Source organism: Streptomyces sp. adm13(2018) (genome assembly GCF_008042145.1).
Taxonomy (GTDB): domain Bacteria; phylum Actinomycetota; class Actinomycetes; order Streptomycetales; family Streptomycetaceae; genus Streptomyces.
Genome location: NZ_RDBH01000141.1, coordinates 1268810 through 1286733, shown reverse-complemented (window position 1 = coordinate 1286733; position 17924 = coordinate 1268810). Strand labels below are relative to the sequence as shown.

At 68.5% G+C, this 17924-nt stretch carries 11 protein-coding genes; 3 read left to right on the top strand and 8 right to left on the bottom strand.

Features of this window, described 5'->3' with window-relative positions; all coding sequences use genetic code 11:
- The first annotated feature begins 10 nt into the window (after positions 1–10).
- Positions 11–136: a hypothetical protein gene (locus EAO70_RS39775; protein WP_261993161.1), complete on the top strand. Its 126-nt coding sequence runs from the start codon at positions 11–13 to the stop codon at positions 134–136.
- 204 nt (positions 137–340) lie between these two features.
- Here the strand turns inward: EAO70_RS39775 and EAO70_RS33855 are convergent, their stop codons facing one another.
- Together EAO70_RS33855 and EAO70_RS33850 are read right to left on the bottom strand one after the other, a co-directional pair.
- Positions 341–2179 (bottom strand): FG-GAP-like repeat-containing protein, encoded by a 1839-nt coding sequence (locus EAO70_RS33855; protein WP_148006537.1) that lies wholly within the window; start codon positions 2177–2179, stop codon positions 341–343.
- A 67-nt stretch (positions 2180–2246) separates the two neighbouring features.
- Positions 2247–2966: a hypothetical protein gene (locus tag EAO70_RS33850; protein WP_148006536.1), complete on the bottom strand. Its 720-nt coding sequence runs from the start codon at positions 2964–2966 to the stop codon at positions 2247–2249.
- A gap of 327 nt (positions 2967–3293) precedes the next feature.
- Here EAO70_RS33850 and EAO70_RS33845 point away from each other — a divergent pair, with 327 nt between their 5' ends.
- On the top strand, positions 3294–4388 hold the full coding sequence (locus tag EAO70_RS33845) for a hypothetical protein (protein ID WP_148006535.1): 1095 nt from the start codon (positions 3294–3296) through the stop codon (positions 4386–4388).
- A 40-nt stretch (positions 4389–4428) separates the two neighbouring features.
- Positions 4429–4926: a hypothetical protein gene (locus EAO70_RS33840; RefSeq protein ID WP_148006534.1), complete on the top strand. Its 498-nt coding sequence runs from the start codon at positions 4429–4431 to the stop codon at positions 4924–4926.
- 68 nt (positions 4927–4994) lie between these two features.
- On the opposite strand, the gene EAO70_RS33835 is transcribed toward EAO70_RS33840, so the two are convergent.
- From EAO70_RS33835 to EAO70_RS33810, 6 genes are all read right to left on the bottom strand, one after another.
- Entirely contained in the window at positions 4995–6518 is a 1524-nt protein-coding gene (locus tag EAO70_RS33835; RefSeq protein WP_148006533.1) for an RICIN domain-containing protein, read from the bottom strand.
- A gap of 991 nt (positions 6519–7509) precedes the next feature.
- A complete protein-coding gene (locus EAO70_RS38585) occupies positions 7510–7785 on the bottom strand; it encodes an aldo/keto reductase (RefSeq protein WP_261993160.1) in 276 nt (91 codons plus the stop codon).
- 227 nt (positions 7786–8012) lie between these two features.
- Entirely contained in the window at positions 8013–11090 is a 3078-nt protein-coding gene (locus tag EAO70_RS33825) for a pPIWI_RE module domain-containing protein (protein ID WP_055600051.1), read from the bottom strand.
- 46 nt (positions 11091–11136) lie between these two features.
- Positions 11137–14841: a hypothetical protein gene (locus EAO70_RS33820; protein WP_055600052.1), complete on the bottom strand. Its 3705-nt coding sequence runs from the start codon at positions 14839–14841 to the stop codon at positions 11137–11139.
- Entirely contained in the window at positions 14834–16021 is a 1188-nt protein-coding gene (locus tag EAO70_RS33815; protein WP_055600070.1) for an HU-CCDC81 and SPOR domain-containing protein, read from the bottom strand. Before EAO70_RS33815 ends, EAO70_RS33820 begins: the two co-directional genes overlap by 8 nt.
- Complete coding sequence (locus tag EAO70_RS33810; RefSeq protein ID WP_261993159.1) at positions 16014–17771, bottom strand: PD-(D/E)XK nuclease family protein; 1758 nt, start codon at positions 17769–17771, stop codon at positions 16014–16016. The genes EAO70_RS33815 and EAO70_RS33810 overlap by 8 nt, the downstream gene beginning before the upstream one ends.
- Positions 17772–17924 lie beyond the last annotated feature (153 nt).

Here is a 17924-nt window from a genome sequence, read left to right as displayed (position 1 = left end):
GGAGGACGACATGTCGTACAGCCAGTTCTTGGCCAAGGGCGCCGGTGAAGGCACTCCGCCCTTCTGGATCATCGCCATCGCCCTGATCGTCATCGTCGGGGTGGCGTTCCTGGTGAGCAAGGCACGCAAGAGGTAGCACCGCCCGCCGGACACACAGGACATGCAGCACTTCGCCCGGCCGGTTCCGCACCGGCCGGGCGAAGTGCTGCCCGCGTAGGACGGTGTCCTCTGTGGCGAAGCGAAGGGATCGGCGGATGACGGCGGCCCTGGTGACGGGCCCGTGCGAGGTGAGCGGTCCCGGGGCCTCACGCGTACGGGAGGCCCCGGCCCGCACCCCCGGTCAGCGGGTCCGGAAGCGGCGGTAGAGGTTGCGGGCCACATACACGCCCGGTCCTCCGAAGCCGACGATGTCGACGCGTCCGTCGCCGGTGACGTCGGCGAGGAAGCGGGGGTGGTGGCCGACGCGCCAGGCGCCGGCGTCGTCGTGGTACCCGAAGCCGCGGCAGACCAGTTGGGCCTGTTCGAACGTGCCGTCGCCGCGGTTGTGGGCCACCCAGACTCCTTCGTCGCCGAAGCCGACGGCGTCGGGACTGCCGTCGCCGGTGACGTCGGCGAGGAGGCGGAGGTGCTTCTTGGCCGTCCACCCCTGGGCGGTGCCGAAGTCGTTCAGGACGAGCTTCGAGGGCTCGAAGGTGCCGTCGTCGAGGCCGCGTGCGACGACGACGCCGTGGGGCCCGAAGCCGATGAGGTCCGTCGCCCCGTCGCCAGTGGTCTTCAGCAGGAACCGGGGATGCTCCTCGACCGAGGACCATCCCTGGTCGGTTCCGAAGTCGTCGAGGACATACAGGGGCTCGGCGAATCCGCCGTCCTCGCCTTGGAGGGAGAGCCAGACGCCGTCGTCGTGGCAGCCGACGATGTCGAGCCGGCCGTCTCCGGTGGTGTCGGCAAGGAAGCGAGGATGCTTGTCGGCCAGCCACCCACCGGCCTTCTCGTCGTGCCCGAACGCCCGCAGAGCGGGCTCGTCGGGGAGCGGCGCGAACTTTCCCTCCTCGTCCTGGAGGGAGAGCCAGACGCCGTCGTCGTGGCAGCCGACGATGTCGAGCCGGCCGTCTCCGGTGGTGTCGGCGAGGAAGCGAGGATGCTTGTCGGCCAGCCACCTACCGGCCTGATCACCGTGGCCGAACGCCTTGAGGGCCGGGTCGCCGCCCGGGGGCGCGAACGTCCCGTCCTCCTCCTGTGGAGACACCCGCACACCGTCGCCGGCCAGCATCACGATGCCGGGCAGGCCTTCGCCCGTGAGGTCCGCGAAGGTCCACAGGTCCGCTGGGCTCGGGGAGGGTGCGGGCGGGTGCAGGAGCCGCTCCTCGTCCTCGAACGTGCCGTCACCTCGCGCGGCCGCCGTCACCGCCCCCTTGGCCGGCTTGAGCGCGACGATGTCCGCCGGCGCCTTACCGGCGGTCTCGGCGAGGAACCGCGCGCCGAGACCGGCCCACCAGCCCGGCTGTCCGCCAATACGGGGCGCGGCCCCTTCGCTCTTCCAGCCGCCGGCGCCCTGGTCGGTTCCGAACCTGTCGAGGACCATCAGGAGGTCGCTGAACGAGGGTGTCGCGTCGGGCGCGGGCCGCAGCGCCGGGGAGGGAGCCAGTCGCCAGGACCGCCGGCCGTTCCAGTGCCCCAGCCGTGCCCAGCGCAGTACGGCGTCGCTGACGCGCTCGGGCTCGGCCGGCACGAGACGCCACCGCTGGCTCTCCGCGTCCTCGTCGTACGCGCGCAGGACGACCGGGATGCCCCTCTCGGTGGACGCGTCGAGGTCGACGTCGAGGACGGTGTCGTCGGTCCCGCTCTCGAGGAAGAAGAGATCGGCTTCACCGTCGACGGGGACGATGCGCCACTGCTGGCTCTTCTTTCCGTCGGCCGCGTCCCCCTGCCGGACGCCGCCGCCCGCGGCTGAGGGTTGTTCGAGCACCTTGCTGCCGACCGCGTTGCGGATCACGTACACCCGCTCCCCCTGCGTGGACTGTACGGGGGCGATCTGCCACTGCTCCGGGTCGGGGCCGTCCTCGGGGAGCTCGCGGACGACCAGCGCCCCGCTCTGCCCCGGTGCGGCCCTGCCGTCGAGGGTCTTCCCCGTGGCGGCGTTGACGATCTCCAGTTTCAGTTCTTCTGTGGGCACGGGCATCGTGGTGCCTCTTCCAGGCGGTGGGGACGTTGACTCGGGACGGAGGGGGTACGGCGACGACCGCGGATCACGTGAAGACGTGGTGGTACGGGACGTTCCACTCGCTGGGAAGGCGCGGGTAGAAGGTGTTGATGACCGTCCCGGTGAAGTCCCCGCCCCAGTTGTAGGTGAGGCGCACCTCGTTGTTGGCCGTCACCGCGTGGTCCTTGAAGCCGAGGATGGCGTCGGGATGGGTGATGGGGACGAAGGTGATCCCGCCCCACGGCGTGACCGTGACGACCCAGAGCTGGGTGTCCTCGGGTGCGCCGTTCTTCCCGCGCCACTTCTCGCCCACCTTGTCGGGCAGACCCACCTGAACGGTGTCGGCCGTGCTCTGGGGGGCGTCCTGGTGCACGGTGATGCGCCTGCGCAGCGGCTTGGGCGCGCCGTCGTCACCGCGGCCGGCGTCGGCGTCGCCAGCACCGGCGGGCTTGGGAGAGACCTGCCCCGCGGCGCTCTCGATGACGTACAGCGGCCGCTGACCGAAGAAGCCGGCGGGAGTGAGGTACCAGAGGTGTCCCTTCGCCTCCTTGGTGGCGGGGTCGAGGGCGGTGGCGAGTTGGACGCCCTTGTCGTGGCTCTCCCCACTCAGCTCCGCGGGCCGCAGATAGCCGCCGTTGAAGGCGTGGACGAGCATGACCGGCCGGTTCTCGACCAGCGCCGCCACGATCGCGTTGTCGTAGCTGTTCACCGCCACCGGGCCGCCGACCACCAGATTGGACATAGCCGTGCGCTCTTGCGTGTACATCTCGAAAACCTCACCTGTTCGGAAGGGGAGAACAATGCCGCAGCCAATGGCCGAAATGAATGCAGCCCACGGTAATTCCCGAATTTACGGTACCCACGGGCAAGGAAGCCGGAAACTCATCGATGGAGTGACGGGCAGCGAAGAAAGGTCACTTCATCGGCGTTTCGGATTCAATTTCCGAAAATCGATCACTCGATTGAGTGCGGCGATGTAACTCACCTTCTCGGGCTCGCAACGGCCGTGTTAATTTCGACCGGAGGAACATGCGGTTTTTCTGTTCACATTTCACCGAGCGCGGTTCGGCCAGAATTAGTCGAGGACGGGTAGATGCCTTCCACCGCATACAGCCTGGTAGACGCCAAGCGTCAGCCGCTGACGAAGAAGAACCTGCGGGAACTCAACATCGAGCAGACCTGGCAGGCCATCCTGAACCATCCCAACCTGGTCTACGTCGACCCCTCCGGTGTGAAGCACAAGCCCGTCGGGTTCTCAGTGAACAAGTCGCGCTTCGGAACCTTCACGGGGACCGCGTTCGAGCTGGGCTGGCTCGCCTACATGAATCTCGGGGAGCCGCTGATCGAGGTGCGGGGCGACATCGGACAGCCTCCGCCCGACACGTTCTCCTCACGTACCTATGTGAACCGCAGTCAGTCCGAGATGAGCTTCTCCGATGCGGTCGACTTCACCGTCTCCAACGGCGTCACCTGGTCGCTCCACGGGGACGCCAAACTCACCTTCGGCGGCAGCGTCGGCGCTTCGCTGCAACTGCAGTTGCAGAACCAGCTCCGACTGGACCTGCAGTCGCAGCTCGCCGCGTCCTCCCAGAACGGGACGGCGAACCGCAACGGGGAAACCATCACCAAGAAGAACAGCAAGGACAGCATCGGCACGGACGTCGCCACCACCAGCGAGACGTCCGCGAGCAGCTCCGCGACGAACTCCTCGTCGAACACCATGACCAACTCGGTGGGCTTCACGACCTCCGGAAGCGCCACCGGCAACGCGTCGCTCAACGCGCAACTGGCCCTCGGCATCGCGGCCACCGTCGGAGGTTCCCTGAACACCAGCTGGGCCTCGAAGTCGCAGATCTCGGGCAAGGTGCCGGCGAACTCCCGCGTGCAGACCATCGTCTCGCAGCGGCGTACCCGCAGGCAGTACACCTACGAGATCCCGGTGAGCTTCTCGGGACTGCTCGCGGTGGAGTACGCGGTGCCGGTCAAGGTCCTGTCTCCGCCGCAGCCCGGCACCTATCCCGGCCTGAGCCGGATGGTCGCCCGCGACATCAACGACATCGACCTGGCACCCGGCGGCTTCCGCATGCGGGGGCTGGCCGAGGTCGTCTCCGCCCTCGACGTCCATCACACCCTGCTCGACGTCGAAAGCCTGTCCGTCAGCCAGCAGACGCTCTACAAGCAGCCCTGACCGCGCGGCACCGCCGCCACAACGACCAGAGGTGACGACCGTGGTGTTCGACAACATCTTCCACTCCGCGGGCAAGGGCGCGGGGCTCTTCTCCGTGACCACCGACAGCACGAAACCCCAGCCGGGCGAGGACGTCGACTTCGAGGACTCCGACGACGGCACCTACGACGACACGAACCCCAGCCTGTTCAACAACGCGATCCACGGCGCCTCCTCCCGCGCGAAGATCGTGCAGGAGACCTCACCCGAAGCACGGGCCGTCCTGGGCTTCCTCGGCTCCTTCATCCAGACCACCCAGGCGTCCGCCGGCGACCAGGCCCAGTACGCCCAGGACCCCGGCTCAGTCACCAAGGCGGCTTCCGCGGGCATGCAGGACGCGAGCGCGACGGTGACGGAACGCGGCGACCTCCAGAAGGACGAGGACCTGGAGAGCAGGCCGAAGAAGACCGACTTCAGCAAGCCGCCCAAGACCCCGGAAGCACCCAAGGCCCCGGAGGCACCCAAGGCGCCCAAGGCGACCGCGCCAGAGCCGTCCTGACCCACACCGGGAGGGCCGGAGCGGCACGTGGGGGCAGGGACGAGACCGTCCCTGCCCCCACGCGGGCGCTAGACGGGAAGCAGCTGCCACTGCCGTTCCCGGTGGTCGCCCTCTGACCCGTGCTGCTTTACGGCCGTCCGGGCATTGGTGTCGACCCGCAGCAGCAGACCGCTGTGCCGGTTCGCGATCTCGTACACCGCCGGGGTGCCGTTCGCGGCGGCCACCGGGATCAGCCTCCAGTGCTGGTGGTGGGCGTCACCGCCCTCGTAGGCCCGTTGCGCGACCACCGCCCCGGCCATCTCCTGCGCTCCGAGGACCTCCAGGACCTTCCCGCTGCGCACGTTCTCGATCCGGTACAGGACATCGCCGTCCTCCTGCCCCGCCGCGACCAGCCGCCACCGCTGGTGGTCCCTGGGGACGGCGAGGGACTGATGGATCTCGGCCCCGTCCTTGGTCGATTCGCGGTGGACCGCCATCCGCAGCCTGCTGCGGACGTTGGCCCAGGAGACCACCGTGCCCGAGTCGGGCAGCCCGGCCGTCCTCACCGACGCGATCTTCCGGATCCGGTTGTTGAGGTGGTCGGTGATGTAGAGGGTGTCGACGCAGTCCACCGCCATCTTGCGCGGGCCGTTCAACTGGGCGGAGGCGGGCGGGCCGTCGTCACCGCCGAAGCCCGCGACGCCCGTGCCGGCGACCGTGCTGATCTTCCCGTCCGCCGTCACCTTCCGCACCCGGTGGTTGCTGTAGTCGGAGACGTAGAGGGTGCCGGCGCTGTCCACCATCACCCCTACCGGGAAGTGCAGCTTGGCTGAGACAGCGGGGCCGTCGTCACCGCCGAAGCCCGCGACGCCCGTGCCGGCGACCGTGCTGATCTTCCCGTCCGCCGTCACCTTCCGGACCCGGTGGTTCTTGTTGTCGGCGATGTAGAGCTCGCCCGCGCCATCCACCGCGACTCCGTGCAGGCCGTTCAGCTGGGCAGCGACCGCTGGACCGCCATCTCCCTTGGCACCCGCGGTCCCGTTCCCCGCGACCGTGCTGATCGTCCCGTCCGCCGCCACCTTCCGCACCCGGTGGTTGTAGTAGTCGGCGATGTAGAGGTTGCCGGTGCTGTCCACCGCCACCCCCAACGGAAGATTCAGCTGGCCGGCGGTGGCGGGGCCGCCGTCGCCCCTAAACCCCGCGGCGCCCGTGCCGGCGACCGTGCTGATCTTCCCGTCGGCCGTCACCTTCCGGATCCGGTGGTTGTTGGAGTCGGCGATGTAGAGGGCGCCGGCACCGTCCACCGCCACCTCGCGCGGTGCGTGCAGCTGGGCCGCTTCGGCGGGGCCGCCATCACCCCGGAAGCCCGCCGTCCCGGTCCCCGCCACCGTGCTGATCTTCCCGTCCGTAGTGATCTTCCGGACCCGGTGGCCGCTGTAGTCGGAGAAGTACAGGGTTCCGGTGCTGTCCACCGCGATGCCGTAGGGGCGGTTCAACTGGGCTGCGACGGCGGGCCCGCCGTCCCCCGCGGACCCTGCGGTTCCCGTCCCTGCGACTGTGGTGACGGGAGGCGCGAAGTCCTCGCCGCTTGCGTCTTCTTGGGGAGTCCCCATGGTCGTCCCTTCGGTCGGCGACCGCCAACTACAAGCGGTCATCGTACGAATCCAGCAAGTCACAGACAGGGAAGGGCTGGCAAGATCACTTTCGGGTGATTGCGATGGAACGCGGAGGCGGGACGCCGGACCGTCTGGACACCCGACCGCACCGATGTCCCGTCTGACCATGCGGGTACCGGGGGCGGCGCCCGGCGCGTGTCGCGTCCCGGCGCGCTCCAAGAGGCCGTGGGCATTGGACGCATCTCGGTCACCCTCTGCGCCTTTCGGCCACGGGGCCGCGAGGCCATGCCCCCCGGTCAGACCAGGACCGAAGCCGAAGCATGGATCGACTGGCCAACAGCACGCGTGGAGCGCCTCAACCCCCTGAACACACCGCCCCCGCTCCCCGACATCCCCGCACCGCGAGTCGACGATCTCAGGCCGCTTCTCGGGGACTGGAGTCCCTACGGCCTCTGACGGAACACGCACCGGACACCCCACCGAGCGTCACGGAACGTCACTACCGAGAAGCGAATGAGGCCGGGGTAGCCAACAGCTCAGCAGCCAGTGCCCCGCATGACGACCCATCAGACGCCGCGCCATTCGTGCGTCAAACGTGCGTCACGTGCGTCGAATCTGCGTCAAGATATCGCGCCTCACGCACGTAACGCCCATCACGCACACTCGGAGAAACGGCAGGTCAGGATCCCTTTGAGGCCGGCTCCAGGATCGCGACGCACTCCACGTGGTGCGTCATCGGAAAGGTGTCGCAGGAGACGGAACGGGAGAAACCCCTGGTCAAGACCGCTTTCTGGTCCTCGCGTCCTGCTACTTTAGCCCCCAGAGCGTCACACGAGCGTCACGGCTGCGGGACCGGTATGAGTAATTAGCCCATCGCTGCATGTGTTCTGGGGTAGCGATCCCCGCGGATGTCGACCCGGTCCACGGCCTCGGTGATCTCCTTCGGGTCCTCCGGGGTGAGCTCGATGTGAACCGCGACGATGTTCTCCTACAGGCGGTGGATCTTCGTGGTGCCGGGGATCGGCACGATCGAGGGGGGCTGGGCGAGCAGCCAGGCCAGTGCGATCTGCGCGGTGGTGGCGCCTTTGCGTCGGACGATGGCCGACAGCAGATCGACGAGAGCCTGGTTCGCGGTACGGGCCCGCTCGGTGAACCACAGGAGGCTGCCTCTAAGGTCGGAGTCGGCGAAGGACGTGGTGCTGGTGATGGCATCGGCCAAGAATCCTTTGCCCAGCGGGCTGAAAGCGGACAACACCTCCTTCATAGCCGATAGAGAGCGGCGCTATACACGGTGAGGTCCAGGGAAAGGCTCTGTCGTCGACACCGGGCCGGGGTGGTACTCCGTGGCGGCGGAGGCGTGTCGGGCATCGGCATCCGTCGCCCCCGCCGGGACGGTGTTGTGGGGAAAGCCGAGAGAGTCAGAGATGTGGCTTGGCGTACCCCCAGAGAGAACCCCGGCGAGAGACGTCCCGCCGGGGCACGAAACCGAGATCAAAAGAGCGAGAGCTGTTCGAGTTCGTCAGGTTCGGCAGACAATCCAGCTGCCTCGGTGAGGTCAGGATCCGCGTCATGCAAACGATCGTCGTTGTCCCCGTCCGTAGCTGCCACCGTGGATCCGTCCCCGGGCTCCTCCACGCCGGGGTCATCCGACGAGAACATCGGCAACACGTACGCCTGGGCAAGGCCCGCAAGGTGGAGTGGCAACGGAAGGGACAGCGCCACTGGGTAGTCCGGGGCCTGGCGGAGTTGGTGCATCGCCAGGGCAATTGCTTCCGGTTCGTCAGGCCCGTCGGAAGCCGGCCCAGGAGCGTCCTCACCCGGGTGACAGCCGAGTACGGCAATTTCGACAAGTGCCGGGTTCCAGGCCCCGGTCCCCGCCTGAGACGTCAGATGTCCAGCGGCGTTGATCCGCGTGGCGACACGGTCGAGCGCCGGTGAGATCGCAAACGAGCCAGGGCGCTCTGTCGTGCTGTAGAAGACCCTTTCGTGTGGTGACCGCCGCTCACCGTCGCCCACCACTTCCGCCCAGAAGCCGGCCGGCTGACCATGGGGCTTGCCCGGCGCAGCCAAGCCCCACCACTGCGCGGTCTCCCGGCCGCCTCGTCCTCGTACTCGCACGAGGCGGAGCTCGTTGTCGAAGCGCGCGGCCGGCGCGTGACCCGTCTTGAGAAGGTCACGGACTGTCTGACCGTCTTGCAGCCAGGGCCAGTGAAGCCTGCTGTTCTGGGCATGGGTGATGAGCACCGTGGGATCTCCCCGCAATGAGTGCAGCATGCGTTGAAGAAAGCTCGCGGTCTCTCGACGCTGCTCCGCCAGATTGGTGCGCCACTGCTTGACCGTGACGGGAGTCCCGTTGGTACTCGTGACATCGCGCTGACCGGGGATGATCGGATCAGGATCGGTGTACGCATCCGTATCGATCTCCGCCTTCCTCACCAGCCCCAGGAGAAAACGGGGATAGGGAATCCAGTCACAGGCGTCGTCGTCCCAGCCGCGAACGACCGCGAGCCCTTGCGTCGCAGGAATCGGAGTAACGCGCACCGCAACCGGAAGATGCTTCGGCAGCCGGGTGGGACCGTCCTTACGGCGCTTGACCATCCACACCGCGGCGTACTGCAGTCCCTCCGGGAGGTCACCGCCCAGCGTGTGCTGGGGCAGAACGCGAACGCCGAGTTGGCGCAGTCCGTCGAGCCACGCATTTTGGGCACGGTGCTCCAGATTGTCGGCGTTCTTGATCTGCCGGTCCGTGGATGGGGTGACGACGAACTGGGTGAGCAACCCCGCGTCGGCGCACCCGAGCCGGATGGCGAACTTGGGATCCGTCTCTCTCGGTCGGAAGGTGCTGCGGTGTGCGATCTCGACCAGAGCTAGTCCGGGGCAGGACGGATCGGCGCCGTCTCCCCTCACCCACTCGCGGAGGTCGCGACGCCGCACCGTGACGGCAGCGGCAATTCGGGCTCCTTTGCCCTTGACGGCTGTGTCGAAGGCCAGACGGTCGCCGAGCCCATCGACCAGGGGAAGGCAGCGCAGTCTCAGTACGAGCTCTGGCGTCTGCCATTCCAGGACCACAGGTGCACCCGGCCGCGCGTCGTCGAACGCCTGGTCCACCGCCGCCGCTCCACTCACTCCCCCATCACCGTCCAGACCAAGGACACCGGCGAATGCCTCCACGGCCTCACGCCGCAGCTCTGCTGTCTGCCACAAGAGTCTGGCTTCCACCACTGGCAGACCGTCCCGCTCGGTGGCGAGTCCCGTGAGGCGGGACAAGGCAGCGAGCGCAGTCCGCCGGGCATGGGCAGCTCGCAGTTCCTCCGCCTTCTTCTCCGTGTCCTTGGGTTTCGGCCGACGGTTCTCAGGAGCACCGATGCCCTTGCCCCGGCCACGGAACAGGTCAGGGATACGTGCCACCCCCTCGGGCAGAGCCTGTTCCGCCCATGCGGTCAGCTCGGCCGTCTGGTTAGGCATGATGCCACGGCCGACCTCGTGGACGCCCATGCGCGCGCTGTGGACCACGGCAGCCCTGACACCGGTACCGTCGCCGATCCACACGCTCGGATCCTTGAGGAGTTGGTCCGGGTCAGGAAAATGCCCGGCAACGCTGAGCCTGTGCAGGATGCCCGCCGGGTCGTTCCCGACCCACGAGTAGGTGTCGGTGGCGCGATCCCGCTTCAGACGGGCCAGGGCATATCGCTGGGTGGCCGGCGCTCCGGGCAGCCAGGGAATCTTGGGCCGGAGGTAGACGGTGGTGGCCTCGCGGTACGGAAGAGGCAGGCGCCCGTTGTCGGACCTGGTGTGCGTGGCCCAGCGGCGTACACCCCAGTGCAGGTGAAGCCGGGGCCGGGGATCGAACGGGGTGGTGTGCAAGGAGATGTTGAGGACGATGGAGAACCACCAGTCCTGGCGCTTGATGGTGCGTTGCAGCGGTTGGGACATCAGCTCTGCCCCTTGATCACGGGGGCCTCGGGACAGGGCCCGGAAACGCAGCTCGCCGCCGTCGAACGGATAGGGGTCGAGAGCAAGGATGCGACGCGCCAGTGCATCGGTGGCCAGTTGGAACTGCCTGGCCTCGGGCGCCGCAGTTCCACCTGATGTCGCACGGGTATTCAGCAGATCCACTCCCGGAACCGCTTCCCACCCCGGGAGGTTCCGCTTCAGCTCAGCACTGCAATCAAGCAGGCGGGAACGGAACTTCGGGTCCTCGGCCGCTTCCCTGGGGCCCAGGGTCCGCAGCCAGGCGTCCAGGAGCTTCCCGAGCGTGTCGGGGGGCAGGGGGTCCGAGACATCGGCAGGCAGGTACATCCAGAAATCCTCGGCGGGCATGGGGCCGTCCCCGACGGGCGGCCGTGGGCGCGGTCTCACGATCACGTCGGGCGCGAGGGTCTGCAGTACAGCGTCCAGGCGCCGGGTGGGAATGTTCTTGTGCTGCCCCTCCTCCGTGCGTCCATGGTTGTGCAGTTCGAGGAGCCCCTCATGCCAGTGCTCGGGAAACCGGAGCGCGCGGAAGTCTGCGGTCCACGGTGCGGCGCCCTCGGCGAGATGGAACGCGGCGCGCCGAATGCTCTGGTACATGTCGGTTCTCCAAATGCTGTCGTGGCTTCGGGGTCGGGGATTCGGTTCAGCAGTCGGTTTCGATGCCGCACAACGCCTCGTACAACGGGCGATAGAGCAGCCTGACCAGCGAGGGGTCAGCAGGGTCAGGGAACACCTGGTGGGCACGGTCCGCGCTGAAGTAGGGAGCCAGCACACCGCGCAGCGCTACGAGGAGCCCGGGATCCTTGTGCCATCGCGGGCGGCGGCCTGATGACGTCGCGCGGGCTCGTGACGCGGCGAGCCGGGGCGCGAAGGCCGCGTCGACGAAGACGACCCGAGCGGGTACACCGCCACGCACCAGTCGCCCGATGACCTGCCAAATGGTGACCAGTTGGTCCCAGGCGAAGGACCTCTTCTCGGCGTCGGACAGCATCGAGTAGATGTAGGGCCGCGACAGCAGATGTCGCCACACTCCGCGCGCGGTCGTCCGGAAGGCGCCCCCCGCTTCATCGAGATCGTCCGCCTTGCCCACCAGCTCGCTGAAGGTGCCCTGGGCAAGGCCCGGTTGGTCACGAACGAAGCGGGTGGCCCAGTCGTTGATCGCGAAAACCGCGAGGGAAAGGTCGTCCGGACGCGGGTGCGGGCGAACCAGGAAGAACACCGTTCCGAATGCGGCGACTCGTTCCTCGCCCGGCCGTTGTGGGACCGTCAGAATGTTGTGGCCTCGCTCGACAGCGAGGAGGGGCGCCACGAGGAGTTCGGCTTCAGGGTCGTCGGCGAAGGACGCCAGATCTCCGCGGCGCACCGCTCCGGCCCCGGTGGCCGGGGTTCCGGCTGGGACCTCGCCGTTGATGGCGGCATCGAGTTCGGCATCGTCAGCAGCGAGCACGCGCACCCGGCCACGCCACCTGGGGATCTCGTCCAGAAGATCGGCCGTCGACGATGCTTCCCGGTAGCTCCCGACGAGCAGGAGTGCCCGCCGCCGACGCTCGTCGGCGATCTGAGCGAGTTCGTGCTGGAGGGGACTGGGGCTGCCATCCCGGCCCGGGCGAGCAAGCTTGTGGACGAGAAGCCGCAGGACGTCGGGGCGCTTCTCGGGGTCCTGCCCCGAGAGGCGAATCGGCTGCCCGGCGTCGTCGTACAGGAACTCGGTTCGGAACACTGTCCTGCGGATGGAGTCCAGCGCCTGCGGCTGGGGCTTGAGCACCGCCTGGACGGGTGCGAGGACATGGGCGCGGGTCGATGTGCCCGCCCAGCTGGTGCCGGACATCAGCAGAACGTGGGGGCCAGACCTGTGCCGTCCGGGATCGGCGCCGAGTTGGGGCAGAGACAACAGCAGCTCGCGGCCTACGCCGGCGCACCGGAAGAAGCGCAGCGTGCCCGTGCGACGTCCCTCACGGTCGGGGGCGCGTCCCCGCTCGTCCAGCAGGTACTGGAAGCCGAGCACGTTGCCCATCGGCGCCTCGGGCAGGAGGGGAGCGTAGTCGAGAGGCGGGCGTCTGGTGAGTTCGTGCCCGCCCGCGTCGAGCCGGAGCGCCGCTTCCACCTGGGGCCAAAGGAAGGTCACACGGTCCAGGCGCTGGTGGAGGGCCGCCAGAACGAGCGTGAATTCCAGTCTCAACGCGTTGAGCTCGAGCCACTCCTCGCTGAAGGGGATCTGCTCAGGGTCGGGAGTCCTTCCTTCCGGGGGCCGCGGCATGGAACGCTGAGCCGGCGTCGGAGCCCCCTCAAGGAGGCGGTCGAGGAGTACACGCACCCGCCTGCGTGTGAGCTTCTCGTTGAGGGTGTGCAGGAGGTCGTGGGCAAGGTGGGCCAGGCCGTCCGCGACCGTTCCATGAGGTCCGCGATCGCCGAGGGGATCGTCGCGGAAGACATCGAACAGCTTGGTCACCTCGTCACGGCGGGCCGCCCATGGTTCGTCGGCGGCGGACTCGGCTTCGGCCGTGCGCGAGCCGAGACCCTCTTCGTCCTCGAAGAGTTCGTCCTCGTCCTCGATGCCTTGATCGGCTTCGAAGTCCCCATCCGAGGGTGCTCTGTGGAGCGGGTACCAGGCGTGGAGCAGCTTCTCCTGAAGGGTCCAGGCACTGAAGTAGTCGATCTGAACCCAGTCCCGCAGGCGCTCGTCCCCGATGAGCATGGCGTACAGCCGGTCGGCAGCGGAGCCGACCACGTCGAGTGCCGCGGACCATCGTTCGACGTCCCTGTCCGACAGTTGCAGCCGGCCCTGTCGCGCCAGCTCCGCGATCTCGTGTGTCTGTAGTTGATCAAGCCAGGATTCCGGTCCTGTGGTGACCAGGGTGGCCGAGGGGGCGAACATCTGGTCGAGCTGCATCTGAACCCGGTCGGCCTCGTCCACGATCATGATGTCGCTCCGCAGACAGGCGAGCTCCATATAGCGCAGGCGCTCCGCGTTGAGCTGCCTGGGCACCGCCGTCTGCACGAGGCTCGCCGGGTTGGCCACCCAGATGAGCGCGTCCACGAGATCGCGTGCCGCCGAGTGACGGGGGCAGGCGCTCCAGACCGGGCAGGCATGGGGGTCTCGCAGCTCCTCGTCCTCCGGCGTCTCAGTGCCTCGGTCATGGGGCCGTAGGCCACGAGCTCGCTCCAGCTCCCGGGTCGCCCGCGCGGCGGCGGCCTCTTCCGGCACCGCCGTCCGCTGATGTGCGGGATGCAGTGCGCCACAGGGTGCGTCGGCATGGCGAAGCGGCTCGGGCGCCTCCAGACCACGCAACGCATCCAGGGGGCAGGCCGTGCTGAGGTGAGCGAAGGCCCGGTCGGTGTGAGCAAGCAGGGAGTGCTTGCCCCGTGCGGCCATCCGACGGTGGAGGCGCTGGGTGTGCTGTTGACGGGTGGTGCCGCCCTGCACGAGCGCGGCCCGGAGCCCGAAGCCACGGAACAACTCGGTCAGCGTGAGCTGTTCGGCGACGTCACCTACAACCAGCGTGATGCGCAGCTTACGGTGGTAAGCCCATACGGCGATCAGCGTCATGAGCGTCGACTTCCCGGCCCCGACCATGCCGACGAGATGAGTCAGCTGATCGAGCGGAAGCGCGTCGGCCTTCGCGAACTCCACCCCCCCGGCAGTACGGGTATCGAGCTCCAATCTGTCCAGCCGATTCGCCCAGTTGCCCGGTGCGAGAGTGCGTCGGCGCTCCTCCTCATCCATCCACTCGGCGGTTGCTGCGAGTTCGGTGAGCGGAATCTCGATCGGGCCGGACGGCCCGGGTCTCCCGGCGCGGAGATCGTGTCCTGGTGCCGGTTCCAGCACAAGCTCCGCCGGCACCGTGACAGAGGAATACCTGCGCCGGTCCATGAACCGGTAGGTGCCCGCCTCGGCCTGCGGAAGCGGGTTCGTGGAGAACTCGGGCAAGCTGCCGAGCGCAGCGTCGTACACGGCGAAACGGTGGGAAGCCGCTGGCGGGATCACCCTGCGGGCCGGGCCGCCGCCCGGCGGAACCCGGTAGGCCCGCAGCCGCTCCGGCAGCTCCAGGTACGCCTCCAGGCTCTGCTCCCACATCCGCCGCCGCCGCATCGGCCACAGCAGGTGGCGCGCAGCGGTCAGCGCCACGCGGTCGTCGGGGCCGGTGACGAGCCCGGCGGCCTGGGCGAAGGGGTACCCGCCGAGGAGTACCCATACTCCGGCGGCGTCGCGCCCGGGTTGAAGGTTCTCAAGGAGGCGCAGTCCCAGTTCGACCTGGCAGAGCATCGCGGGCTTCGTGGCGGCGTGCTCCTCGGGCCAGGGGCTCAGATCGCGGGCAAGCTGCTTGTACCAGCTGCTGCGGTCACGCATCCTTCGCTCCATTCGTTTCCGTGATCTGCGGCGTGATCCGTGCGGTGGCCCCGCGCTCGCCGCGAAGTCGAGCGCGAGCGGTCCTCACCAGCTCGTCGTCCGACAGCAGCCTGAGGCCACCGGCCTGCGGGGCACGCTCTCGTGCGAATACATCCAGGTAGTCGCGCCGTGTCCGCACCCGGAAGCGCGGCACGACCCAGCAGGCTTCGTCGTAGGGCGGGTCGGGTCGCACGGCCTTGGCCGACCTGCCCAGAAGGCCCGGATGCGCCCAGTCCTTCACGTCGATCGCCCACACATGACCGTCGGGGAAGGTGACCCGGAGGTCGTACGCGTCGAAGCCCGGCCACATCTCCACGGCGAGCCCGAGGCCTCGAAGTTCCTGTTCCAGATCGGCCTCGGCCCGTCCGGGTCCTGTAACGAACTGGCGCAGCGGTCTGCGGAGTTGCCGAATGTCCCCCACATCGGCGGCTGGCAGGACTCGACCGTGGGGCGGGACTCCCTGAAACCGGCACTGGTCGCGTTCACACCACCAGCCGCCTCCGGCCACCGGGGTGAGCAACGTCAGACACCTCCCGCACGTGAGGTGGAGGCCGTCCCGGCGAGATCCGGCCGGCACGGGGCCGTAGATCTCGTCGATGAGAAACCTCACCGGATCGAGATAGAGGTCGGCGCCGATGTCGAGCCAGTCCGACTCGGTCAGAACGGGGCGGGTGACCAGCAGTCGACGGAAGGCGGTGTACGACTCGGGGGACGAGGCATCGCGACAGGCACGCATGGCCTCCTGGATGACGACCCTGTCGTACTGGCGTCCGGCGCTGTCTCCGAGCATCTTGACGGCGAGCTCGTCGCAGAGCTGGGTCGGCCGTCCCGAGTCCTCGTCGATCAGACGGTCCTCGGCGGCGAACAGCCCCTCGGGAAGCCGGTCGAGGGGCCAGCTGCCCAGTGGTCTTGCCCGGCACCAGCGCATCAGCTCCGGAATCCCCGAGGGTGGCCGTGCCCCACTGAGAAGGCACGCCAGCACCAGCCCGTCGAGGGCCCGCTGTGCCTCAGCCGGGTAGGGAAGCGAGAACGAGTCGAGACGAGTGACCCCGTCCAGGCGAACGACGGCAGTGGCGACCGCACGCAGGAGCACCACATCGCGGTGCAGGAGCCAATCCGGCACCGGCGGCTGCTCAGGCATGAATGCTCCCCCGGTCGGCGAAGTGGTCGGCCTCGGCGGCGTCCGGGTGGCGGCCGACGCCTTGCGGGTGCTCGGCGACGTACGCGGTGCCCGGCTTGCACCACGTACGCGCCTGGCAGCCGTGGCAGTGTCGACCGGTCGTGGGCTCGTACGAGGCGTCGTCCAGAAGAGGCTGTGCGAGATCGGCAATGATCTCCCTGGCTTCGGCGACAACCACCGGTTGACTGGGGTCGATACGCTCTAGACGGCTCTCCCCGCGCCCCTCCCTCAGGTGCTCGAACTCCACCCAGGAACGTCGCGGATCAGCATCCAGGGCGCCCGCCGAGAACAGCAGCACCGCCAGCGCGAGCTGGGGATAGGACCGCAGCAGTGAACGGCCTTCCCACACAGGGCTGGACGCGGTCTTCGTCTCCCGCCAGATCCAGTCTCCTCGCCGGGTGTAGAGCAGGTCTGGTACGGCCAAGACGACGACGTCGAGCTCGGGTACGTACGCGGTCACCCGGTGCTGAACCAGCACCTGTTCGTTCGACCCGATCCCGTTCAAGGGGCACAGCACGCGATGTTCCGTCAGCATCCGCACGGCCACGTGCGCGAGCGGGCCCTCCAGAGGGTGGGCGGCGGGCAGCGAAGAGGCGTCGGGGATCGGCAGGTCGCGGCATCCTCGTACCGGACGATCCGCGTGTCGCTGATTGAGCCAGGTGTCCACGGCCCGGCCTCGGCGAGCGCCGTCGTTCTCCGCTGACAGGTCGTTCAGATGCAACTGCCGCACCAGGTGGTACTGGGCCGGGCACTCGCCGTGCAGACGCAGGTCCCAGGCCGAGACGGACCGGCGACCGCGCATGGGCGCCGTGGAAGCAGCGCCCCAAAGCCTCGGAGTCCGGTGCAGTGCGGCGCACCCGCTGATGGCCTTGCAGTCGACGCAGCTCGCGCCCGGCCGGGTGCCGGCACCGGTCGCAGCGGCGACGAACGCGGGCGCCGCATCGGCCATGAACCGGTTCTGGACTTCGGTGCGGTGCCAGTCGAGCAGCGGGGTGACACTGCCGTCGGCACAGCCGAAGTCGAAGACGCGCACTCTCTCGGGCAGCCGCGTATTGGCGGTGGCATCCTTCGGCGGCGTGTCTCCACGACGGCGACGCGGAGTCGGCGCGCCGTTGGCCATCACATGCGCGATGGCCGCCTTCTCCGCAGCGGCCCGGTCCGCCTTGGCCCGGCCGAGACTGGGGATCCACAGGTCCCGTACGAAGCCGTCCGCCGAAGCGTACTGGCGACCCCATGCCGTGTGCTCGTACTGCTGACCCCCGCGCGCGTCCGGAGCGTCCTTCTTCTTGGAACGCGCCGTCCATCCCAGCCGCACGGGTACGGTCGGCGGGAGACCCGCCGCTCGCGCGGCGGCCTGCTCCTCACCGCGGGCCGCTGCATACCGCTCGAACGCCTGAACAGTCCAGGCCATCAAGGAGGGATGCGCAGGCGCACTTCGGCCACGGAAGGCGCCGCGAATACCGCGCAGTTCATCGAGCACCCGCCCGATCGGCCAGCCGTCCTGCTCCCACAGATCGAGGGCCGCGAACAGCGGACCGGGCGCGAAGTCCTCACGCGGTGCCCGCCGGAACGGCGCCGGCGGTTCGGCGGCGACCAATGGCCTGACAGCGGTGCGCAGATGGGTCGGACAGGCCCCGGGATCAGGACGGGCCGTCCTGGAGCTCACCTTGATCAACCAGCCGGGGCCGATGGTCCCGGGCGGATTCTCCATGGTTCCCCCTGCTGAGGGCAGCGCGGACAGGATGCACTCGGCCACATCAAGGCCCTGAGCACGTCACCAGCATGACATGGAGCTGTGAACTAAGTCCACACACGGACCATCATTGGTCGACTTCACGCTACGCTGGCGTGCGCCAGGCAGTGC